General features: G+C 62.5%; 20 protein-coding genes and 1 pseudogene. 9 read left to right on the top strand and 12 right to left on the bottom strand.

What is annotated here, in order from left to right:
• Positions 1–1084: sensor domain-containing diguanylate cyclase (locus tag BFP89_RS26145; protein WP_256097392.1), on the top strand; the 1084-nt coding region annotated here is incomplete at its 5' end.
• A gap of 592 nt (positions 1085–1676) precedes the next feature.
• Here the strand turns inward: BFP89_RS26145 and BFP89_RS26155 are convergent.
• The gene (locus BFP89_RS26155) at positions 1677–1895 is read right to left on the bottom strand and encodes a hypothetical protein (protein ID WP_065888327.1); all 219 of its coding nucleotides are present in this window, start codon (positions 1893–1895) and stop codon (positions 1677–1679) included.
• Positions 1895–2194, bottom strand: a complete 300-nt coding sequence (locus tag BFP89_RS26160; RefSeq protein ID WP_065888328.1) for a hypothetical protein — start codon at positions 2192–2194, stop codon at positions 1895–1897. Before BFP89_RS26160 ends, BFP89_RS26155 begins: the two co-directional genes overlap by 1 nt.
• A 211-nt stretch (positions 2195–2405) precedes the next feature.
• Here BFP89_RS26160 and BFP89_RS26165 point away from each other — a divergent pair, with 211 nt between their 5' ends.
• The 4 genes from BFP89_RS26165 to BFP89_RS26180 all read left to right on the top strand — a co-directional run bounded on the left by BFP89_RS26165 (position 2406) and on the right by BFP89_RS26180 (position 4576).
• The gene (locus BFP89_RS26165; protein WP_065888329.1) at positions 2406–2627 is read left to right on the top strand and encodes a PLD nuclease N-terminal domain-containing protein; all 222 of its coding nucleotides are present in this window, start codon (positions 2406–2408) and stop codon (positions 2625–2627) included.
• A 13-nt stretch (positions 2628–2640) separates the two neighbouring features.
• Entirely contained in the window at positions 2641–3156 is a 516-nt protein-coding gene (locus BFP89_RS26170) for a hypothetical protein (RefSeq protein ID WP_065888330.1), read from the top strand.
• A gap of 9 nt (positions 3157–3165) precedes the next feature.
• The gene (locus BFP89_RS26175) at positions 3166–3609 is read left to right on the top strand and encodes a DUF421 domain-containing protein (protein ID WP_065888331.1); all 444 of its coding nucleotides are present in this window, start codon (positions 3166–3168) and stop codon (positions 3607–3609) included.
• A 109-nt stretch (positions 3610–3718) separates the two neighbouring features.
• Entirely contained in the window at positions 3719–4576 is an 858-nt protein-coding gene (locus BFP89_RS26180) for an SDR family oxidoreductase (protein ID WP_065888332.1), read from the top strand.
• Positions 4577–4916: 340 nt separating this feature from the next.
• Here BFP89_RS26180 and BFP89_RS26185 read toward each other — a convergent pair whose 3' ends face one another.
• The 5 genes from BFP89_RS26185 to BFP89_RS26205 form a co-directional block, all read right to left on the bottom strand.
• Positions 4917–5156, bottom strand: coding sequence for a hypothetical protein (locus BFP89_RS26185; RefSeq protein ID WP_065888333.1), 240 nt, complete (start codon positions 5154–5156; stop codon positions 4917–4919).
• The gene (locus BFP89_RS26190) at positions 5153–5410 is read right to left on the bottom strand and encodes a DUF6555 family protein (RefSeq protein ID WP_065888334.1); all 258 of its coding nucleotides are present in this window, start codon (positions 5408–5410) and stop codon (positions 5153–5155) included. The genes BFP89_RS26185 and BFP89_RS26190 overlap by 4 nt, the downstream gene beginning before the upstream one ends.
• A 90-nt stretch (positions 5411–5500) precedes the next feature.
• The gene (locus BFP89_RS26195) at positions 5501–5782 is read right to left on the bottom strand and encodes a hypothetical protein (RefSeq protein ID WP_065888335.1); all 282 of its coding nucleotides are present in this window, start codon (positions 5780–5782) and stop codon (positions 5501–5503) included.
• Between the two features lie 98 nt (positions 5783–5880).
• Entirely contained in the window at positions 5881–6633 is a 753-nt protein-coding gene (locus BFP89_RS26200) for an OBAP family protein (protein WP_065888336.1), read from the bottom strand.
• 103 nt (positions 6634–6736) lie between these two features.
• The gene (locus tag BFP89_RS26205; RefSeq protein ID WP_065888337.1) at positions 6737–7039 is read right to left on the bottom strand and encodes a hypothetical protein; all 303 of its coding nucleotides are present in this window, start codon (positions 7037–7039) and stop codon (positions 6737–6739) included.
• A 245-nt stretch (positions 7040–7284) separates the two neighbouring features.
• Between BFP89_RS26205 and BFP89_RS29065 the strand changes: the two genes are divergently transcribed.
• On the top strand, positions 7285–7434 hold the full coding sequence (locus BFP89_RS29065) for a hypothetical protein (protein ID WP_163002802.1): 150 nt from the start codon (positions 7285–7287) through the stop codon (positions 7432–7434).
• Between the two features lie 129 nt (positions 7435–7563).
• Here the strand turns inward: BFP89_RS29065 and BFP89_RS26210 are convergent, their stop codons facing one another.
• The 4 genes from BFP89_RS26210 to BFP89_RS26225 all read right to left on the bottom strand — a co-directional run bounded on the left by BFP89_RS26210 (position 7564) and on the right by BFP89_RS26225 (position 12676).
• Positions 7564–8904 carry a c-type cytochrome gene (locus tag BFP89_RS26210; protein WP_065888338.1) on the bottom strand — a complete coding sequence of 447 codons (1341 nt, stop codon included), beginning with the start codon at positions 8902–8904 and terminating at the stop codon, positions 7564–7566.
• 16 nt (positions 8905–8920) lie between these two features.
• On the bottom strand, positions 8921–11152 hold the full coding sequence (locus BFP89_RS26215; RefSeq protein ID WP_065888339.1) for a xanthine dehydrogenase family protein molybdopterin-binding subunit: 2232 nt from the start codon (positions 11150–11152) through the stop codon (positions 8921–8923).
• On the bottom strand, positions 11152–11610 hold the full coding sequence (locus BFP89_RS26220; protein ID WP_065888340.1) for a (2Fe-2S)-binding protein: 459 nt from the start codon (positions 11608–11610) through the stop codon (positions 11152–11154). Before BFP89_RS26220 ends, BFP89_RS26215 begins: the two co-directional genes overlap by 1 nt.
• A 160-nt stretch (positions 11611–11770) precedes the next feature.
• Entirely contained in the window at positions 11771–12676 is a 906-nt protein-coding gene (locus BFP89_RS26225) for a LysR family transcriptional regulator (protein ID WP_065888341.1), read from the bottom strand.
• 106 nt (positions 12677–12782) lie between these two features.
• On the opposite strand from BFP89_RS26225, the gene BFP89_RS26230 reads away from it, so the two are divergent.
• Positions 12783–14144: an MFS transporter gene (locus tag BFP89_RS26230; RefSeq protein ID WP_065888350.1), complete on the top strand. Its 1362-nt coding sequence runs from the start codon at positions 12783–12785 to the stop codon at positions 14142–14144.
• Positions 14141–15415, top strand: a complete 1275-nt coding sequence (locus BFP89_RS26235; protein ID WP_065888342.1) for a glucarate dehydratase family protein — start codon at positions 14141–14143, stop codon at positions 15413–15415. The genes BFP89_RS26230 and BFP89_RS26235 overlap by 4 nt, the downstream gene beginning before the upstream one ends.
• Before the next feature lie 60 nt (positions 15416–15475).
• On the opposite strand, the gene BFP89_RS26240 is transcribed toward BFP89_RS26235, so the two are convergent.
• Positions 15476–16414, bottom strand: coding sequence for a LysR family transcriptional regulator (locus BFP89_RS26240; RefSeq protein ID WP_065888343.1), 939 nt, complete (start codon positions 16412–16414; stop codon positions 15476–15478).
• 108 nt (positions 16415–16522) lie between these two features.
• On the opposite strand from BFP89_RS26240, the pseudogene BFP89_RS29535 reads away from it, so the two are divergent.
• A pseudogene (locus BFP89_RS29535) lies at positions 16523–16674 on the top strand (methylmalonate-semialdehyde dehydrogenase (CoA acylating)); the annotation flags it as partial.

Below are 16674 nucleotides of genomic sequence, written 5' to 3' on the forward strand. Positions count from 1 at the left end.
TGAGCCTTTCATCGGCCCGCCGATTCAGAGCCATACCAACCGAGAGTGGGTGGTGACCATCAGCCGCCGCTTCGATGACGCGGCCGGCCACTTCGCCGGTGTGGTCGCCGTGACGCTGGGGGTGGAAAACTTTCTGCGGGTATTCGGCAAACTCGACATCGGTCAGGAAGGCGCCATCGGTTTGTCTTATACCGACGGCACCCTGCTGGTGCGCTACCCCTTCCGCGAGCAGGACATGGGCCGCAACTTTTCCAAGTCGCCGATCTATTCCCAGCATCTGGTCGACCGCTCCGTCGGTACCGCTTCGTACACCTCCAGCCTGGATGGCGTAGAGCGGCTGTATGCCTTCCGCAAAAGCGAAAGCCTGCCATTGATCACCACTGTTGCCCTGGGCAAGCACGAGTCGCTGGCGGCCTGGCGTATGGAAGCGGTGTTGTCGGCGGTGGTGGTGGCGGGGCTGCTTGGGCTGACGGGTTTGATCGGCTGGTTCCTGATCCTCGATATCCGCCGGCGAACCCAGGTGGAAGAGGCGCTGCGTATCGCCCAGCAACAGCTGCTCGAGTCCAACCGGCAGCTTGAATTACTGGCGATGAAGGACGCGCTGACCGGCCTGGCCAACCGTCGCTGCTTCGATGAGACCCTGGCCCTGGAAGCACGCCGGGCGCAGCGCGACGGAACGACGCTAGCGTTGCTGATGATCGATATCGACTATTTCAAGCGCTACAACGATGCGCTGGGTCACGTCGCCGGCGATGCCTGTCTGCAGAGGGTCAGCCAGTTGTTGGAGACTTGTATGCGCCGCCCCTCGGATCTGATGGCGCGTTACGGCGGAGAGGAATTAGCCATCATCATGCCCGCGACCGACAGCGATGGCGCGGTGGTGGTGGCACAACTGATCATTGATCGGCTGCAGCGGGAAAACATCGAGCATCCGGGCAGCCCGTTGGGGCGCGTGAGTGTGAGTATCGGTATTGCTACGGCGGGGGGCATTGAACTGGAGCCTGTGCTTGGCTTGGTCGCGGCGGCTGACAGGGCGCTTTATGGGGCGAAGTCGGCAGGTCGCAATGGCTTTGCGCTGAGTTGATCGCAATCCAAGTGTGGGAGGGGGCTTGCCCCCGATGGCGGCCTCTGGGCCGACCAGGATGCTGGATAAGACCGAGTACATATCCGTTTCTGCGGTAACGGCTGCTAATGGTTCCGCTTTTACAGCGGCTCACTTTTGAAAAGCGCAAAAGTAAGCAAAACGCTCTTGCCCCACCACTCGGCACCTCGCTTAGGCTCGGTGTGCCCGATCGAAGGCTTGAATCCGTGGGCCGCCGCAATGGGCCATCCCTGGCCCAGTGCGGCTAACCCGGCGTCCTGCCGGGTTGCCCACGGATTCAAGCCTGCGTTCGGCCAGCGTGGTTTAACGGGGCGCCTGAGATCAAAAGCAGATCAAGAGCAAGAGCGGCTCGCTTCGCATCGTGGTTACGTTTGGGGGCTGCAGCGTTGTGTCGATACCCATCGCCATGCCCTCTGTAGGAGCGAGCTTGCTCGCGAAAAACCTCAACGATAACGCGTGCTTTCTGAATGAACGCGGTGCCTGCGGGTTTTTCGCGAGCAAGCTCGCTCCTACAAAAAGCCTTAACTGACCGGCATCAGGGCAAGCCCTCTCCCTTGACCTTGTTTTGCTCAACTCAATCGGCACATGCCAGGGCAGGCCGGCGGTTGCCGAGCTTGCGCAAGTGCTCAACCGGCGTGTTTGCCATCGCTTCTTCATGCAGTGCGGTCTCAAGTGCTTCCAGGTGCCGCGAAAGGATCTTTACCGAGCCGCTCGGGTTGGCAGGGTCGAACGGGATCTTGCCGTTGGCGACCAGCACCATCGCCAGCTCCCAGGCCTGCTTTGAGGTGTTCATCACGCCACCTCCCGTTCACGGATGACAACCTTCGCACCCTCATTGGCCACGCTGGATGCGGGCGTCGGGAAATGCTTATTGAGCACCCCCAGATGCTCGATCGCTTCACGAAACAGCGCTTCGGCCCTGGCGCGCAGGCGCAGGTAGTGATCGAACTTTTCGCTGTCGAAATCGGCGCATTCCAACAGGTCGAATGCGCTGCGGCTGAGGGCGTTGGCCTCATCGAACAGCTTCTGGTTCTGCTCCATCGCCAGTTGGCGGCAGGCCATCCGTTTTGCGTAGGTGTCGGTGTGGTGCATGGCGTAAATCCTTCTTCAACAGGTTCCGATAAGGCTGTGACCGGCCTGAAAAGCGACGGTATCAATTTGCTTGCCTCTGAAATATTGATCAATTCAACGATTCAGTTCCGTCGCAACTATCGTTTTTTTAGATTCAGCGCCTGCCCGTCGAAAAATTCTGAACCCTGTGCGCGTCCGGTAAACCTAATGTTTCATAACCGGGAGGTGCACCATGGAAACCACGTATTTCTGGATTGGCCTGATGATCATCCTGCTGTTGCTCGACCTGTGGGTCCTCAACAGCGTGTGGCGTAGCGAAAATTCTTCGGGGAGCAAGGCAGGCTGGAGCGCCGTTGTGGTCCTGCTGCCGTTCCTGGGAGCAGTGATATGGGCCGTGTCCGGCCCGCGCGGCGTGACCAAGGGGCCGTCTTCGCCGGAGCACAGCAAGGGCTGACAGAGGGCGGGACATGAGCGAGTCAGGGCCTGACGACCTGCACAGCCGCGACTATCCGGTACGCGAGGATATGGCGTTGCAGCGCAAGGTCTGGCGCTTCGAGCGGCTGGGCTGGTATGGGCTGGTCGTACTGATTGGGCTGACGCTGGCAGGGCTGTTTTCCAAGGGGCCGTTGAGCACCAGCCAGGTGCGCAGCGTCGACGGCCACGTACGCGTCGAATACCAGCGCTTCCTGCGCAATGGCTCCTCTGACGGGCTGGTGATCCACCTGCAAGGCCCCGCACGCACCCCACTGGAAGTCGCGATCAACGGCGAGCTGTTGCAGGGCTTCAACGTGGAGATGCTCCAACCCCAGCCACTCAAGGCCAGCACGGCGGGAGAGGGCGTGAAGCTGTGGACGCTGAGCGACGATCAAGGGCGGGCGACGCTTTATCTGACCTTGCGCAGTGACGGCGTCGGCAGCTTCGACACCCAGGTCTCGCTGAGCAACGGCGCTACCGTGGACTTATCACAGTTCATTTATCCCTAGGGGGCAATCATGGACTCCGTCCTGCGCGCAGCGGCGATTTACCTGGTGTTGCTGGTCCTGTTCAAAATCGCCGGCAGGCGTTCCCTGGCGGAACTGACTACCTTCGACCTGGTGTTGTTGATGGTGATCGGTGAGGCCACCCAGCAGGCACTGTTGGGCGATGATTTTTCCCTGACCAATGCGGTGCTGGTGATCGTCACGTTGATCGCCATCGACATCGGCTTTTCATTGGTCAAGCAGCGTTCGCTGTGGTTCTCACGCTTGCTCGATGGCGGGCCGACCGTCGTGGTCGAACAGGGCCGAGTGCTCCACGAACGCCTCAAGCGCGCACGCCTGGATGAGGACGATATCCTCGAGGCGGCGCGCTCGGCCCAGGGCATTCTTGAGATCAGGCAGATCCGCTTCGCGATTCTTGAGCGCAACGGCAAGATCTCGGTGATTCCATACGAATAACCCACTGGGTGCAGCGGCCGGAACGGTCATCCGATTTTCTGAAAATCGCTCTGAACTATCGTGCCCCTGCACCCCTCGCAACACTATCCACACACAGGAGGGAAACCCGATGACCCATTACCCAAAACCACCCTTCAAGCCACAGCAGCAGCCCGTCCCCGGCGATCAGCGCAAGATGGAGCCGATGCCCGATTGCGGCGAGCAAAGCTACAAAGGTTCGGGCCGGATGGCTAACAAGATTGCCCTGGTCACCGGCGCCGACAGCGGTATCGGGCGTGCGGTGGCGATTGCCTTTGCCCGCGAAGGTGCCGACGTTGCGGTGTCGTATCTGGATGAACATGAGGATGCGAAAGAGACCGCGCGCTGGGTCGAAGCGGCGGGGCGTCAGTGCCTGTTGTTGCCCGGCGACCTGGGCGAAGCGGCGCAGTGCAGCGCCATTGTCAATGAGACGGTCAAGCAGTTCGGTCGTATCGACGTGCTGGTCAACAACGCCGCGTTCCAGATGACCTACAAATCCCTGGAAGACATTCCCGACGAAGACTGGGTAAAAACCTTCAACGTCAACATCACCGCGATGTTCCGGATCTGCAAGGCGGCGTTGCCGCACATGGCCGAGGGCAGTTCGATCATCAACACCACCTCGGTCAATTCCGACATGCCCAATCCGTCGCTGCTGCCTTATGCGGCGACCAAGGGCGCGATTGCCAACTTCACCGCAGGCCTGGCGCAGATGCTCGGCGAGCGCGGCATTCGCGTGAACAGCGTGGCACCGGGGCCGATCTGGACGCCGTTGATCGTGTCGACGATGACTGACGACATGGTCAAGGAATTTGGTGGCAACACGCCACTGGGGCGGCCAGGCCAGCCGGTGGAAGTTGCACCGATCTATGTGCTGCTGGCGTCCGATGAGGGCAGTTATATCTCCGGCGAGCGCTATGGCGTGACCGGGGGCAAGCCGATTCTCTAAGGAAGTTGGAAACAGAGCAGGCCTCAATGTGGGAGGGGGCTTGCGCCCGATAGCGGTGTATCAGTCAACTCTTCGTAACTGACAGATCGCCATCGGGAGCAAGCCCCCTCCCACAGTGGATATTCAGTGCTTTCGGATTATTGGTTTACTTCATTCTCTTGCAGTGAATGCGCGACTCAGGCGGGGGCTGCTGACGATGTCGGGAACTGTGCAAATCCAAAATGTGGGAGGGGGCTTGCTCCCGATAGCGGTGTATCAGTCAACTCTTCGTAACTGACAGATCGCCATCGGGGGCAAGCCCCCTCCCACAGTGGATATTCAGTGCTTTCGGATTATTGGTTTACTTCTTCCTGGTGCGGTGGATACGCATCCACTCTCGATAAGCCGTAGTACGCTGCGCATCCGCAGACTTCTTGGCCTCGGTGAAACGCGCCCAGGTGGCCGCATCGCCGCTGTAGGATTCGATGATGTTATACGCCAGGGCATCGAGTCGATCCGCTTCGAAAAACATCTGCGTGTTTTGCACCACCTCGTCGTCCACCGCCTGCCGCTTGGTAAAGCCCAGCACCTGACTGTTCATGATGTAACGCCCTCCGCCCACTGAATGGCTGCCGCACTGCACCAGCGAACGTCCGTAATGCCGTACTTTTCCGCCATCGGCTTGGAGACGCGCTTGAGGTTGTTCTGCCCGAACCTGGGGATGACCGCCACGCCGGCATCGCAACTGGCCCAGTGCCATGCTTCAGCGTTATTCATGCGCGCCGCCCGCACGATAAAGGACCTGGGCTTGCCGTGAAGCTGATAATTGATCGTGAATAACTCGTTGTTTTTCATGAGGCCTCCCTATGCTCATGATCTACAGATATTTGGCGTCAAGAATAATTCAAAGAAGTTGTCAGACAAGGCGATGACCTGCGCTCGGTCTCAGTCGTCCACCGTGAAGGCGACCCAGCCTGGCCCGTCGGCCGGGCGTTGTAATTCTACGATTACACCGCTGACAGATGTGCCGTCCGGCAAATTGACCGTGAGGAAGTTCGGATGGCCGGGCCATTGCAGGGGCCTGGAAAAATCCACGCGGACAATGGTGGGCTTACCGCTGCAGGTCATTTTTATATCGACGTTCTCATTGAGCAGTTCATCATCTTCGGTGCCCAGGTGGCGCGAAGCAGTGATGATGCTGGCGGTGCCTTGATGGTCATAGGACATGGATGGATTCCTTGTGCGAAGGGCAACGAACGCGCCCCGATTCTTGTAAGGCAAGCGCCGGCAAATGATCGTTCAATCCAAATGACCGGCTGCTGCCGTCAGTGCTGGTGGGGAGCCTGGGTGGGGTCGACGATCTGGATGATGTTGCCCTCGCGCCAGGCGTCCGCACCGGGCGCGATGGGCGGAGCGGCGATGTCGGCGCGATCGTTTTTTTTGCTGACACTGTCGACCCCCATCCGCTGATCCCGCTCGGCGACCATCTTCGCGTCGGCCTGGCCGTCTGCGGTGAACCCCATCATCAGTTGCGGAACACCCAACGGCAGGCGCTTGTGCAGGTCGGTATGCCAGGTGTGCCAGGTCTTGCCGTAGGTGTGCACGAGTTTTTCCATCAATGCGTGTTCGGCCACCTTAGGAATACCGGGGGCGATCAGTTGGCCGGACTTCACCTCGTGCACATGGCTGTGCCACAGCGCCTTTTCCGCCGCAGGCAGCGTGCTGAACAACTGTTCGCTGATGATGTACTCCACGCCCATCAACTTGGCGTCCTTGCGGTTGCCGTCGTAAATCACGCACTGGATCACCTCCTCGTTGAGGATGGCGCAGTAGTGATGGGCTTCCATCTGCACGTCCGGGTGGCCGTTGTAGAAGTGAAAGCCGTCCAGGTAGGCATTCAGCGCGTCGATGGGCGGGCGCGATTGCAACAGCGCGGCGCCGGCGTCGAGGCTGCGCGTAGTGGGTGACTTGGCCTCGCCGGGCGCGACGACATTCGAGGCCGAATCATTGCCGGCGCAGGCGGTCAGCGCGGCAATCGAAATCGCCAGGCACAGTGAATGCAGGCGGGTAATCGTCATTGGGCAGTCCCTCCATGGGCGTTGGTAGAGCACATCTAGAAAGCCTGCCGAGGTGGGTGTTCAACCGGATTGATGCGCCTGCGCGCATTAGCGGCGGCGTGGGTCAGTGATCGGTTGCCCCCGGCCGTTGCGGCTGACGTTCAACAGCCAGCACCAGTTCATCGGCGCCGCAAGCCTGGGCTTCCAGAAGGACGCCATGATAGGTGCGGCCTTCTGCCTTGACCGTAAGCGTATGGGCCTTCGCCAATGTTTCCGGCCAGGGCGGCAGAATACGCAGCGTTACGCGCTCGCCGTGCTGCGTAATCCGGGCCTGGCACTCACAGGAAAGTGGGTTTGCACCGAACAGCGTGTCTTGAAGGTAATCGATCGTGCAGTGTTGCGCTGGTGTGGCAGTGGTATCCGGCATGGGAAGCCTCGCTCTGTTGGTGTCGCTGCATTCAGCCCACGGATGAGAGACGGGATGTTTTTCGGGACACCACCAGCAGGCCGTAGCGGATCAAGATTAGCGCGAATATTCTCTGCGTAAATGCTAGCAGGTCAACAGCAAACCACTCGTCGTCTCGCCGCCTCTGGGCGGAACGTTTGCCTCCCAGTACTGGCCACATACACCAAGGGTTGACGACTATTTCCTTCACTCAGCAGGTGGTTTCCATGAAGAAGTTTTATATGGGCTTGAGCCTTTGCAGCGTGTTCCTGTTGCACGGGTGTTTCGATAATTCCGATAACACCACCAAGGACAACACCGGCGGCAGCAAATCGTCGGTGCAGATGCAGGAAGGCAAGGCCGACGAGAGCAAGTAAGTGCCTGGAGCAACCTGGAGCAAAATGTGGGAGGGGGCTTGCCCCCGATGGCGGGGTGTCAGTCAATGAAGAGGTGACTGACCGACCACTATCGGGGGCAAGCCCCCTCCCACATTGGATCGCTGTGTATCAACGCATGTGCAAGATGATCGGGCTGGCGCTCGCCGGGTCGGTATGCCCGCGCAACTTGCCCACCGCCTGTGCGTCAACCGCGCTGCCGTGGTTGCCCCAGGTGCTGCGCACATAAGTCAGCACCTGAGCGATCTCCTGGTCGGACAATTGCTCGCGGAATGCCGGCATGCGGTAGGCGTCCGGCAGCCCGGCGGCCACCACCCGTTGTGAGCCGTTGAGGGTGATGTTGATCGCCGAGGCGCTTTCCCTGGCCAACGCCGAGGTGGCGCCCGCCAGCGGTGGCATCCACTCCGGTTGGCCCTTGCCGTCCAGGCCATGGCAGGAGGCGCAGCGGGTCGCGTAGGTGTGGGCGCCGGGAATGTCCTGGCGCGTATCGGCCGCCTGATACTGCCAGGGCGTGCCATCACGCTGCGGGTCGCCGGGCAGGGACTTGAGGTAGCGGGCGATGGCGGCCAGGTCGTCATCGGCCATGAACTGCGTGGAGTTGTTGAACGCTTCGGTCATCGAACCGTAGACCACCGCATGCTGGTTGCGCCCGGTCTTGAGGAACTGCACGATCTGCGCCTCGCTCCAGCGGCCCAACCCGGTGTTGGGGTCCTGGCGCAGGCTGGGCGCGTACCAGCCGTCGAGCAGGGCGCCTGCGAGGAAGGGCGCGCCGGATTGGTCCAGGGCCTTCTCGTTGAACGCCAGGCCGCGCGGCGTGTGGCAACTGCCGCAGTGGCCGGGGCCCTGGACGATATACGCGCCACGGTTCCACAGCGCGTCCTGGCCGGGGTTGGCCGCATAGGGCGCTGTGGGGGCAAAGACGCCATTCCACAGGGCGATGGGCCAGCGCATATTCAGTGGCCAGGGAATATCACTTGGGATATTCGCCTGGTTGGCCGGTTGCACGCCTTTCATGAAGAACGCGTACAGCGCTTTCACGTCGTCGTCGCTGAGCTTCACGTAGGACGGGTAGGGCATCGCCGGGTACAGGCGGCGCCCGCCCGGTGCCACGCCGTGGCGTACGGCGCGGTCGAAGTCGGCGAGGCTGTAGCGGCCAATGCCATGGTCGCGGTCGGGGGTGATGTTGGTGGCATGGATGGCCCCCAGCGGCGTGGCCATCTCCAGGCCCCCGGCAAACGGTGCTTTGCCCGCCAGGCTGTGGCAGGCCACGCAGTCGCTCACACGGGCGACATACTCACCGCGACTGACCAGTGCCGGGTCCAGGCCGGTGGTGTGTTCCTGTTCGAACGGCGAGGCGGGCTCGCGGGTGACGTACCAGGCCAGGAGGCCTGCTACGACCAGGCAGGGCAGCGCCAGCCAGCCTGCGGTTCTTGCGAATCGGCGGTTGTTCATGGGCGTTCCCTGTGGGTTAACTGAAGGTGTAGCGGCTCAACGGCAAGCTGCGGATGCGCTGGCCGGTCAACCGGGCTACCGCATTGGCGACCGCCGGTGCCACGGCCGGTAACGGCGGTTCGCCGATGCCCCCCATCTTTTCGCCGCTCTCGACGATCTTCACGTGCACCCGCGCCATCCGCGACGGCGGCAGGATCGGATAAAGGTCGTAGTTGCGCGCCCGTGGCATGCCGTCCACGTACACCGCTTCCTCCAGCAGGGTTTGCGACAGGCCCAGGGCCACGGCGCCGTTGACCTGGGCTTCAATGATCGCCGGGTTGACGATGCTGCCGGGGTCGATGGCCTGCCAGATGTCATGCACCTTGACCTGGCCGTTCTCGATCGACACCTCGGCAATCACCGCCGCATGGGAGCCAAAGGGCGAGGCCATGGCCACGCCACGGGCACGGCGGCTGCCGTCTTCGGCAGCGAACGGCCCGCGCTTCCAGCCGCCGGACAATTCGCCCACCGCTTGCAGCAGCGTGGTCAGCCGCGCATTGTCGCGCAGCAGGTGCAGGCGCAGTTCGTACGGGTCATGGCCGCCTTTGTCGGCCAGTTCATCAAGAAACGCTTCGTAGAAGAAGTCGTTCAACGAATTGCCCACCGAACGCCAGTAGCCGAGCATGGCCGGGCCTTTGACGTAGATCTGCGCGATGCGCGTGTTGGGAATCGCATAGCTCTTGCCCGACAGGCCTTCGAGGGCAGTGGGGTCGAGCTTGTCGCCCTGTTTGCCGGCAATCCCTTCGGTGGGGCCTTCGGTGGCGCTGACCGCTTCGATGGCCAGCGGCAGGCCCTGGTCATCCAGCGCGGCGCGGAACTTGACCACCGCGACCGGGCGCAGCACATCGCGCAAGAACTCTTCCTCACGGCTCCAGATCAGCTTGATCGGACGACCGACGGCCTTGGTCAAGGCGATGGCCTGCGGATACGGGTTGGCCGACTCATACAGGAAGTGCCGACCGAAAAAACCGCCCAGCAGCGGGGAGTGCAGGGTGATTTGTTCAATGGTCAGGCCGGTGCGCTTGGCGATGTCGGCGCGGAACATATCCGGCGCCTGGTTCGGCAGCCACACCTCCAGCGTGCCGTCGGGGTTGTAGCGCGCCAGCGCCGAGGGCGGCTCCAGCTGGGCGTGGTTGAGGTATTGATTGTGATAGGTGGCGTCGACGCGGGTCTTGGCGCTGGCCAGCGTGGCGGCTACGTCCCCCGTGTTTTCTTCGTCACGGGCCGGGCCTTCTTGAGTGGCGAGAAAGTCACGGTACTTGTCGCTGGAAAAGTCCGCCGGCATTGCGCGCACGCTGGAGTCGGCGGCGGCGTCGAGCCAGTCCACCTGGATCGCTTCAACGGCGCGCTTGGCGTGCCACCAGCGTTCGGCCACCACTGCCACGGCGCCGGGCAAGGTGTGCACCGAATGCACGCCCTTCATGGCCTCGACCTGGGCCTGATTGCGCAGGCTGCCCACGCTCATGCCCAGGCGTGGCGCGTGCTGCACGGCGGCGTGGAGCATGCCGTCGACCTTCAGGTCGATGCTGTACTGCGCCTTGCCGGTGGATTTGTCATAGGCATCCAGGCGTTTGACCGGCTTGCCGATCCAGCGGAACTGGCTCGGGTCGCGCAGGGTGATGCCGGCAGGGTCGGGCACCGGCATGTCCAGGGCGCGCCCGGCCAACTCGCCGTACCCCAGCGAGCGGCCCGACGCGGCGTGCACTACGCGGCCGGGCTGGGTGGTCAGTTGCGCGACCGGCACATTCAGCTGATCGGCGGCGGCCTGCAGCAACATGGCCCGGGCGAGGGCGCCGAGGCGGCGCATGGTCGGGTAACTCATGCGCACCGACATGCTGCCGCCGGTAATACGCATGCCGTTTTCCATCACCACATAGGCCTCGCCGGGCGGCGCGGCTTCAACGGTGAACGTCGCCGGGTCGGCATCCAACTCCTCACCGATAATCTGCGCCATGGCGGTGTGCGTGCCTTGGCCGCCTTCCATGAAGGGGCTGAGCAGACGCACGCTGCCGTCCGGGCGGATCTCCAGGAACGCCGGCACCTGGGTGCCGCGTTCGGCGCCGGCGCCGGTGGCGGCCTGCACCCGGGATGTGCCCAGCGGCAGGCCAAAGCCGATCACCAGTGCACCGACGGCAGTACTCGCCAGGAAGCGCCGACGCGACAGGTTGATCGGCGCGTCGAGGGTTACGTCAGGCAGGATAGTGCTCATCAGACGGTCTCCTTCCCGGCGGCCAGGTCATCCATGGCGGCATGGATGGCGTTGTAGGTGCCGCAGCGGCACAGGTTGACCATCGCCGCGTCGATCTGCGCCTTCGAGGGCGCCGGGGTGTGCTTGAGCAGCGCGGTGGCCGCCATCACTTGCCCGGACTGGCAATAACCACATTGCGCCACCTGGCGCTCGACCCAGGCCGCGACCACGCGTTTGCCCACTTCATCGGCCTCGATGGCCTCGATGGTGGTGATCTCGCGACCGACCAGCGCCGCCACCGGCGTGACGCACGAGCGCACCACGTTGCCGTCCACCAGCACCGAACACGCGCCGCACTGGGCCAGGCCGCAGCCGTACTTGGTGCCGGTCAGGCCCAGGTCGTCGCGGATCACCCACAGCAATGGCGTGTCGGCGTCGGCATCGACCTCATAGGCCTGTTGGTTAATACGTAATTGCATGGCGGCTTACCTGCTGATCATCGGTGGGTGGTGCACAAGTTCTTATAGGAGTGGTGCGACCGTAAGTCGCCCATCGTCGAACTCTAGACCACCGCGCAAGGGCTATCTATGCAATAGCTTGCAAGTTCAGAGGATCAGGCAAGTATTCAACAGGATTGGGTCAATGCTCGGGGAGGTTCTCGCCCACTGCCTGGCGGATACCCTCGAGCAGCATGGTGAACGCCGGGTTGTCGTTGTGCTCGCGCCAGATCAGGTGCAGTTCGCTCTGCGCGCCTTCGCCCAGGTCGATATCGCGGAACACCACGTTCTTGAACACCACACTGCTGGCGCAACGCGGCACCAGGGCCAGGCCCATGCCGGCGTTGACCAGCGCGAGGATGGTCAGCGACGAGCCCAGCCATTGCACGTACTGCGGCGCGACGCGGGCCGAGCGCAGCAGGCCGGTGAGCAACTCATTGAACGGCGGATAGGCGGAATGGGCGTACATCAGGAACGGTTGCGCATCCAGGTCGTGCACGCTGACCTCCTTTGCCTGGGCCAGTCGATGACTGCTCGGCACCGCCAGCACAAATGGCTCGCGCACCAGGCATTCGGTGGCGTAGCCGGGCTCCAGCATCGGCGCGCGGACAATCCCCAGGTCGATGCGCCGGGCGCGCAAGGCTTCGTACTGCTGGTAGGTGTTCATTTCGGACAGGTCGATCTTGACGTGGGGCTGCTTGAGCCGCGCCTCGGCGATCACCTTGGGCAAAAACTCGTACACCGCACTGCCGACGAAGCTGATGTTGACCGTACCGATATCGCCCTCGGCAAAGCGCCGCGCAGTGACCGCCGCTTGCTGGGCGCGCTCCAGCAGGTACTGCGCCTCGATGAAAAACGCCCGGCCGGCGGCGGTCAGCGCGACGCTGCGGGTGGTGCGCACAAACAGGTCCACGCCCAGATGATGCTCGAGCAACTGAATCTGCCGGCTCAGCGGCGGCTGAGTCATGTTCAGGCGTTCGGCGGCGCGGCGAAAGTTCAGCTCGGTGGCCACGGTGGTGAAGCAGCGCAGTTGTGTCAGTTCGAACATTGATCCAATTCCGGTATCAATCCAATGCCAGGTTAGATTAGACGGGAACAATACCTCGCGTCCATCATCGAGCTGTCCCCAAAAAAATAATGAAAGGGAGTTGCCCGTGGATACCCTCCAGAATGCGCCAGACCCGCGCGTGCTTGCGAGCGCCGCCGCCAGGGTCAAGCGCCATGTGCTGCCGTTGTTCGTGGTGATGTTCATCGTCAACTACATCGACCGCGTCAATATCGGCTTCGTGCGCAGCCATCTGGAAACCGACCTGGGCATTGGTGCGGCGGCCTATGGCCTGGGCGCAGGGCTGTTCTTCATCGGTTATGCGATCTTCGAAGTACCGTCCAACCTGCTGTTGCAACGCTACGGCGCGCGGGCATGGTTGACGCGCATCATGTTCACCTGGGGCGCGGCCGCGATGGGCATGGCGTTCGTGCAGGGGGAAACCAGCTTCTACGTGTTGCGCTTTATCCTGGGCGCCGCCGAAGCCGGATTCTTTCCCGGCATCATCTATTACTTCACCCAGTGGCTGCCGGCCAGCGAGCGCGGCAAGGCCATGGCGATTTTCCTCAGTGGGTCGGCGATTGCCTCGGTGATTTCCGGGCCGGTGTCGGGCGCGTTGCTCAACGTCAGCGGGTTGAGCCTGCATGGCTGGCAATGGATGTTCCTGATCGAAGGCTTCGCCTCCATCGTGCTCTGCGGCTTCGTGTGGTTCTGGCTGCAGTCCCATCCGCACCAGGCCAAGTGGCTCAGCGCTGCGCAAAAACACGCGCTGGTCAGTGCCATTGCACTCGAGCAACAGGCGCGCGAGGCGAGCCGGGGCGTGCGGCCGTCGATGTTCAAACTGCTCGCCGATACGCAGATCGCCCTGTTCTGCTTCATCTACTTTTCCATCGCCCTGACCATTTACGGCGCCACGTTCTGGCTGCCGAGCATGATCAAGAAAATGGGCGACCTGGGTGACTTCCAGGTGGGCCTGTTCAATTCGATTCCCTGGTTGATTTCCATCGTCGCCATGTACGGCTTCGCCTCGCTGGCCAGCAAGTGGAAGCACCAGCAGGCGTGGGTGTCACTGATGCTGGTGATCGCCGCGTTCGGCATGTTCATGTCCACCATCGGCGGGCCGGTGTTTGCGTTCGTCGCCATCTGTTTTGCCGCCATCGGCTTCAAGGCCGCTTCAGCGCTGTTCTGGCCGATCCCCCAGGGGTACCTGGACGCGCGGGTCGCGGCGGCGGTGATTGCCTTGATCAATTCGGTCGGCAACCTGGGCGGTTTCGTGGCGCCCACCACGTTCGGTTTGCTGGAGCAGTCCACGGGGTCCATCGAGGGCGGCCTCTACGGGCTGGCGGCCACTTCACTGGTGGCGGCGGTGCTGGTGTTTTTCGCCCGCACCGCACCGCGCAGCGGTACGCCGCCCACTTCATCCACGGCACATCACACAGTGCGTCCAGGTCCACAGGGAGCCGTCTCTTGAAAATTGTCCGCGTCACCGTCACCCCGATTGCCTTTCGCGACCCGCCGCTGCTCAACGCCAGTGGCATCCATGAGCCTTTTGCGCTGCGCTCGATCATCGAGATTGAAAGCGACACCGGTTACATCGGCCTCGGCGAAAGCTATGGCGATGCGCCGGCGCTGGCGATCCAGCAACAGGTTCAGCCACAGCTGATCGGGCTGGACCCGTTCAACCTCAATGGCCTGCGCGCTATCGTCCAGGCCACCGTGGCGGCGTATAAACCGCAGAGCATTGCCGGGGCGGAGCTGGCGCCGGGCTCCCATGCCGGCAAAGCCGTAAGCAATGCCTATTCGGCGTTCGAAGTGGCGTTTCTCGACCTGCAGGCGCACGCGCTGAATGTGCCGCTGGTGGACCTGCTCGGCGGTGCGATTCGCGACCGGATTCCGTTCAGCGCCTACCTGTTTTTCAAATACGCCGAACATATCGATTCGCCCTATAAGCCCGACAGTTGGGGCGAGGCCCTGACTGAAGCGCAGATCGTCGCCCAGGCCCGGCGCATGCTTGAAACCTACGGCTTCAAAAGCATCAAGCTCAAGGCCGGTGCGCTGGAGCCGGAGCACGAAGTGCGCTGTATCAAGGCGCTTAAAAAGGCGTTTCCGGGCGTGCCGCTGCGCATCGACCCGAACGGCAACTGGTCGTTGCACACCTCGATTCGCATGGCCGAACTGCTGGGCGACGACCTGCAATATTACGAAGACCCGACCCCCGGCCTGGAGGGCATGGCCGAGCTGCACGCACGTACCGGTTTGCCCCTGGCGACCAATATGGTGGTGACCGACTTTGATGAGTTTCGCCGCAGCGTTGCGTTGAACAGCGTGCAGATCGTGCTCGCCGACCACCATTACTGGGGCGGCCTGCGTGACACCCAAGTGCTGGCGAAAATGTGCCACACCTTTGGCCTGGGCGTGTCGATGCACTCCAACTCACACCTGGGCATCAGCCTGATGGCCATGGCCCATGTAGCGGCCGCGGTGCCCAACCTCGACTATGCCTGTGACACGCACTACCCGTGGCAGGAGCCGGACGAGGAGGTGATCAAGGGCGGCAAGCTGCCTATCGTCGACGGCTGCGTGAGCATCACCCGCGCACCGGGGCTGGGCCTGGAACTTGACCACGATCAGTTGGGCAAGCTGCATGACCAATACCTCAGTTGCGGGATCCGTCAGCGTGATGACGTAAAACAGATGCAGCGCTATCAACCGGACTGGAAAACGCTCAAGCCGCGTTTCTGAAGCAGGTCGCTTGCTTTGCCCGGTGACGCATCCGCATGTGTCGCCGGGCTTTTTTTTGCCTCAGCCGGCGAATCGAAACCCGCCGGCCAACTGCGCCTTTAAAAAGCCCACCAACGCACTCACTGACTTCGGCACATGGGGCGAATACGGCCGAATCAGGTAGATCTCATCGGCAAACGCGCCCTTGAGCGTCCAACCCTTCAACACCTGCACCAGCTTGCCCTCGGCCAGCGCCGCATGGGCGCTGAAGTCCGGCAGCAGGGCGATGCCCAGGTGGTTGAGCGCCGCGTCGCGCAGGGCTTCGCTGTTGTTGGTGGCGAAGCTGCCGGCGATGGGGATGGTCAGGCGTTCGATGTGTGTGCCGCTGCGTTCGAAGGTCCAGGCCGGCTGGTCGGCGCCGCGTGGGTAGAACAGACAGTTGTGCGTCGACAGCTCGCTCGGCGTGCCGGGTTCGCCATGGCGCTGCAGGTAGTCGCGGGTGGCGACCAGCACCGAGGCGGTGTCGCAGAGTTTCCAGGCCACATGGGTCTCGGGGATCTGGAAACCATGGCGCACGGCCAGGTCGTAGCCTTCGGCGGCCAGGGAACTCAAGGCGTCGGACACGTCCAGCTGGATGCGCACCTGCGGGTATTGCTGCAAGAATTGCGGCAGGTGCGGCACCAGTTGTTGCCGGGCGAACGCCACGGGCGCGGTCAGCCGCACCAGCCCACGGACTTCCCCGGCCTGGTCGCGCACCGAAGAAAAGCTGCGGGCGATGTGTTCATAGGCGCTGCGTACCTCGCGGGTCAACGACAGCCCCGCGTCGGTCAGCCGTACGCTGCGCGTGGTGCGCGTGACCAGGCGGGTGCCGGTGGCCTTTTCCAAGTCGGAAATACGCTGGCTCACCGCCGACTTGCTCACGCCCAGGCGTACGGCGGCGGCGGTGTAGGTGCCTTGTTCTTCCAGCACCGACAGCCAGTGGATATGGGTCCACAGCCCTTCGATCTCGGCTTTTTCCATGGGGGGTATTGTTCGCCAGTGTGCACAATAAGTTCAGGATTCTGCTCTGGTTCGGAACAAAGCGAAAGCCTAAGGTGGTGCCAACGCCAACTACCTGGAGCGCCCGCCATGTCCACTACCCTTGAGCATTACATCAACGACCAGCGCGTGAGCCGCGATGATCGCTATCAGGACGTCTACAACCCGGCCACCGGCGAAGTCACCGCGCGCGTGGCCCTGGCCAGCCGCCAGACTGTGGCCGAAGCCGTCGCCGCCGCCCA

Origin of the sequence: Pseudomonas sp. 31 R 17, from assembly GCF_900004915.1 — a bacterium.
Taxonomy (GTDB): Bacteria; Pseudomonadota; Gammaproteobacteria; order Pseudomonadales; family Pseudomonadaceae; genus Aquipseudomonas; species Aquipseudomonas orientalis_A.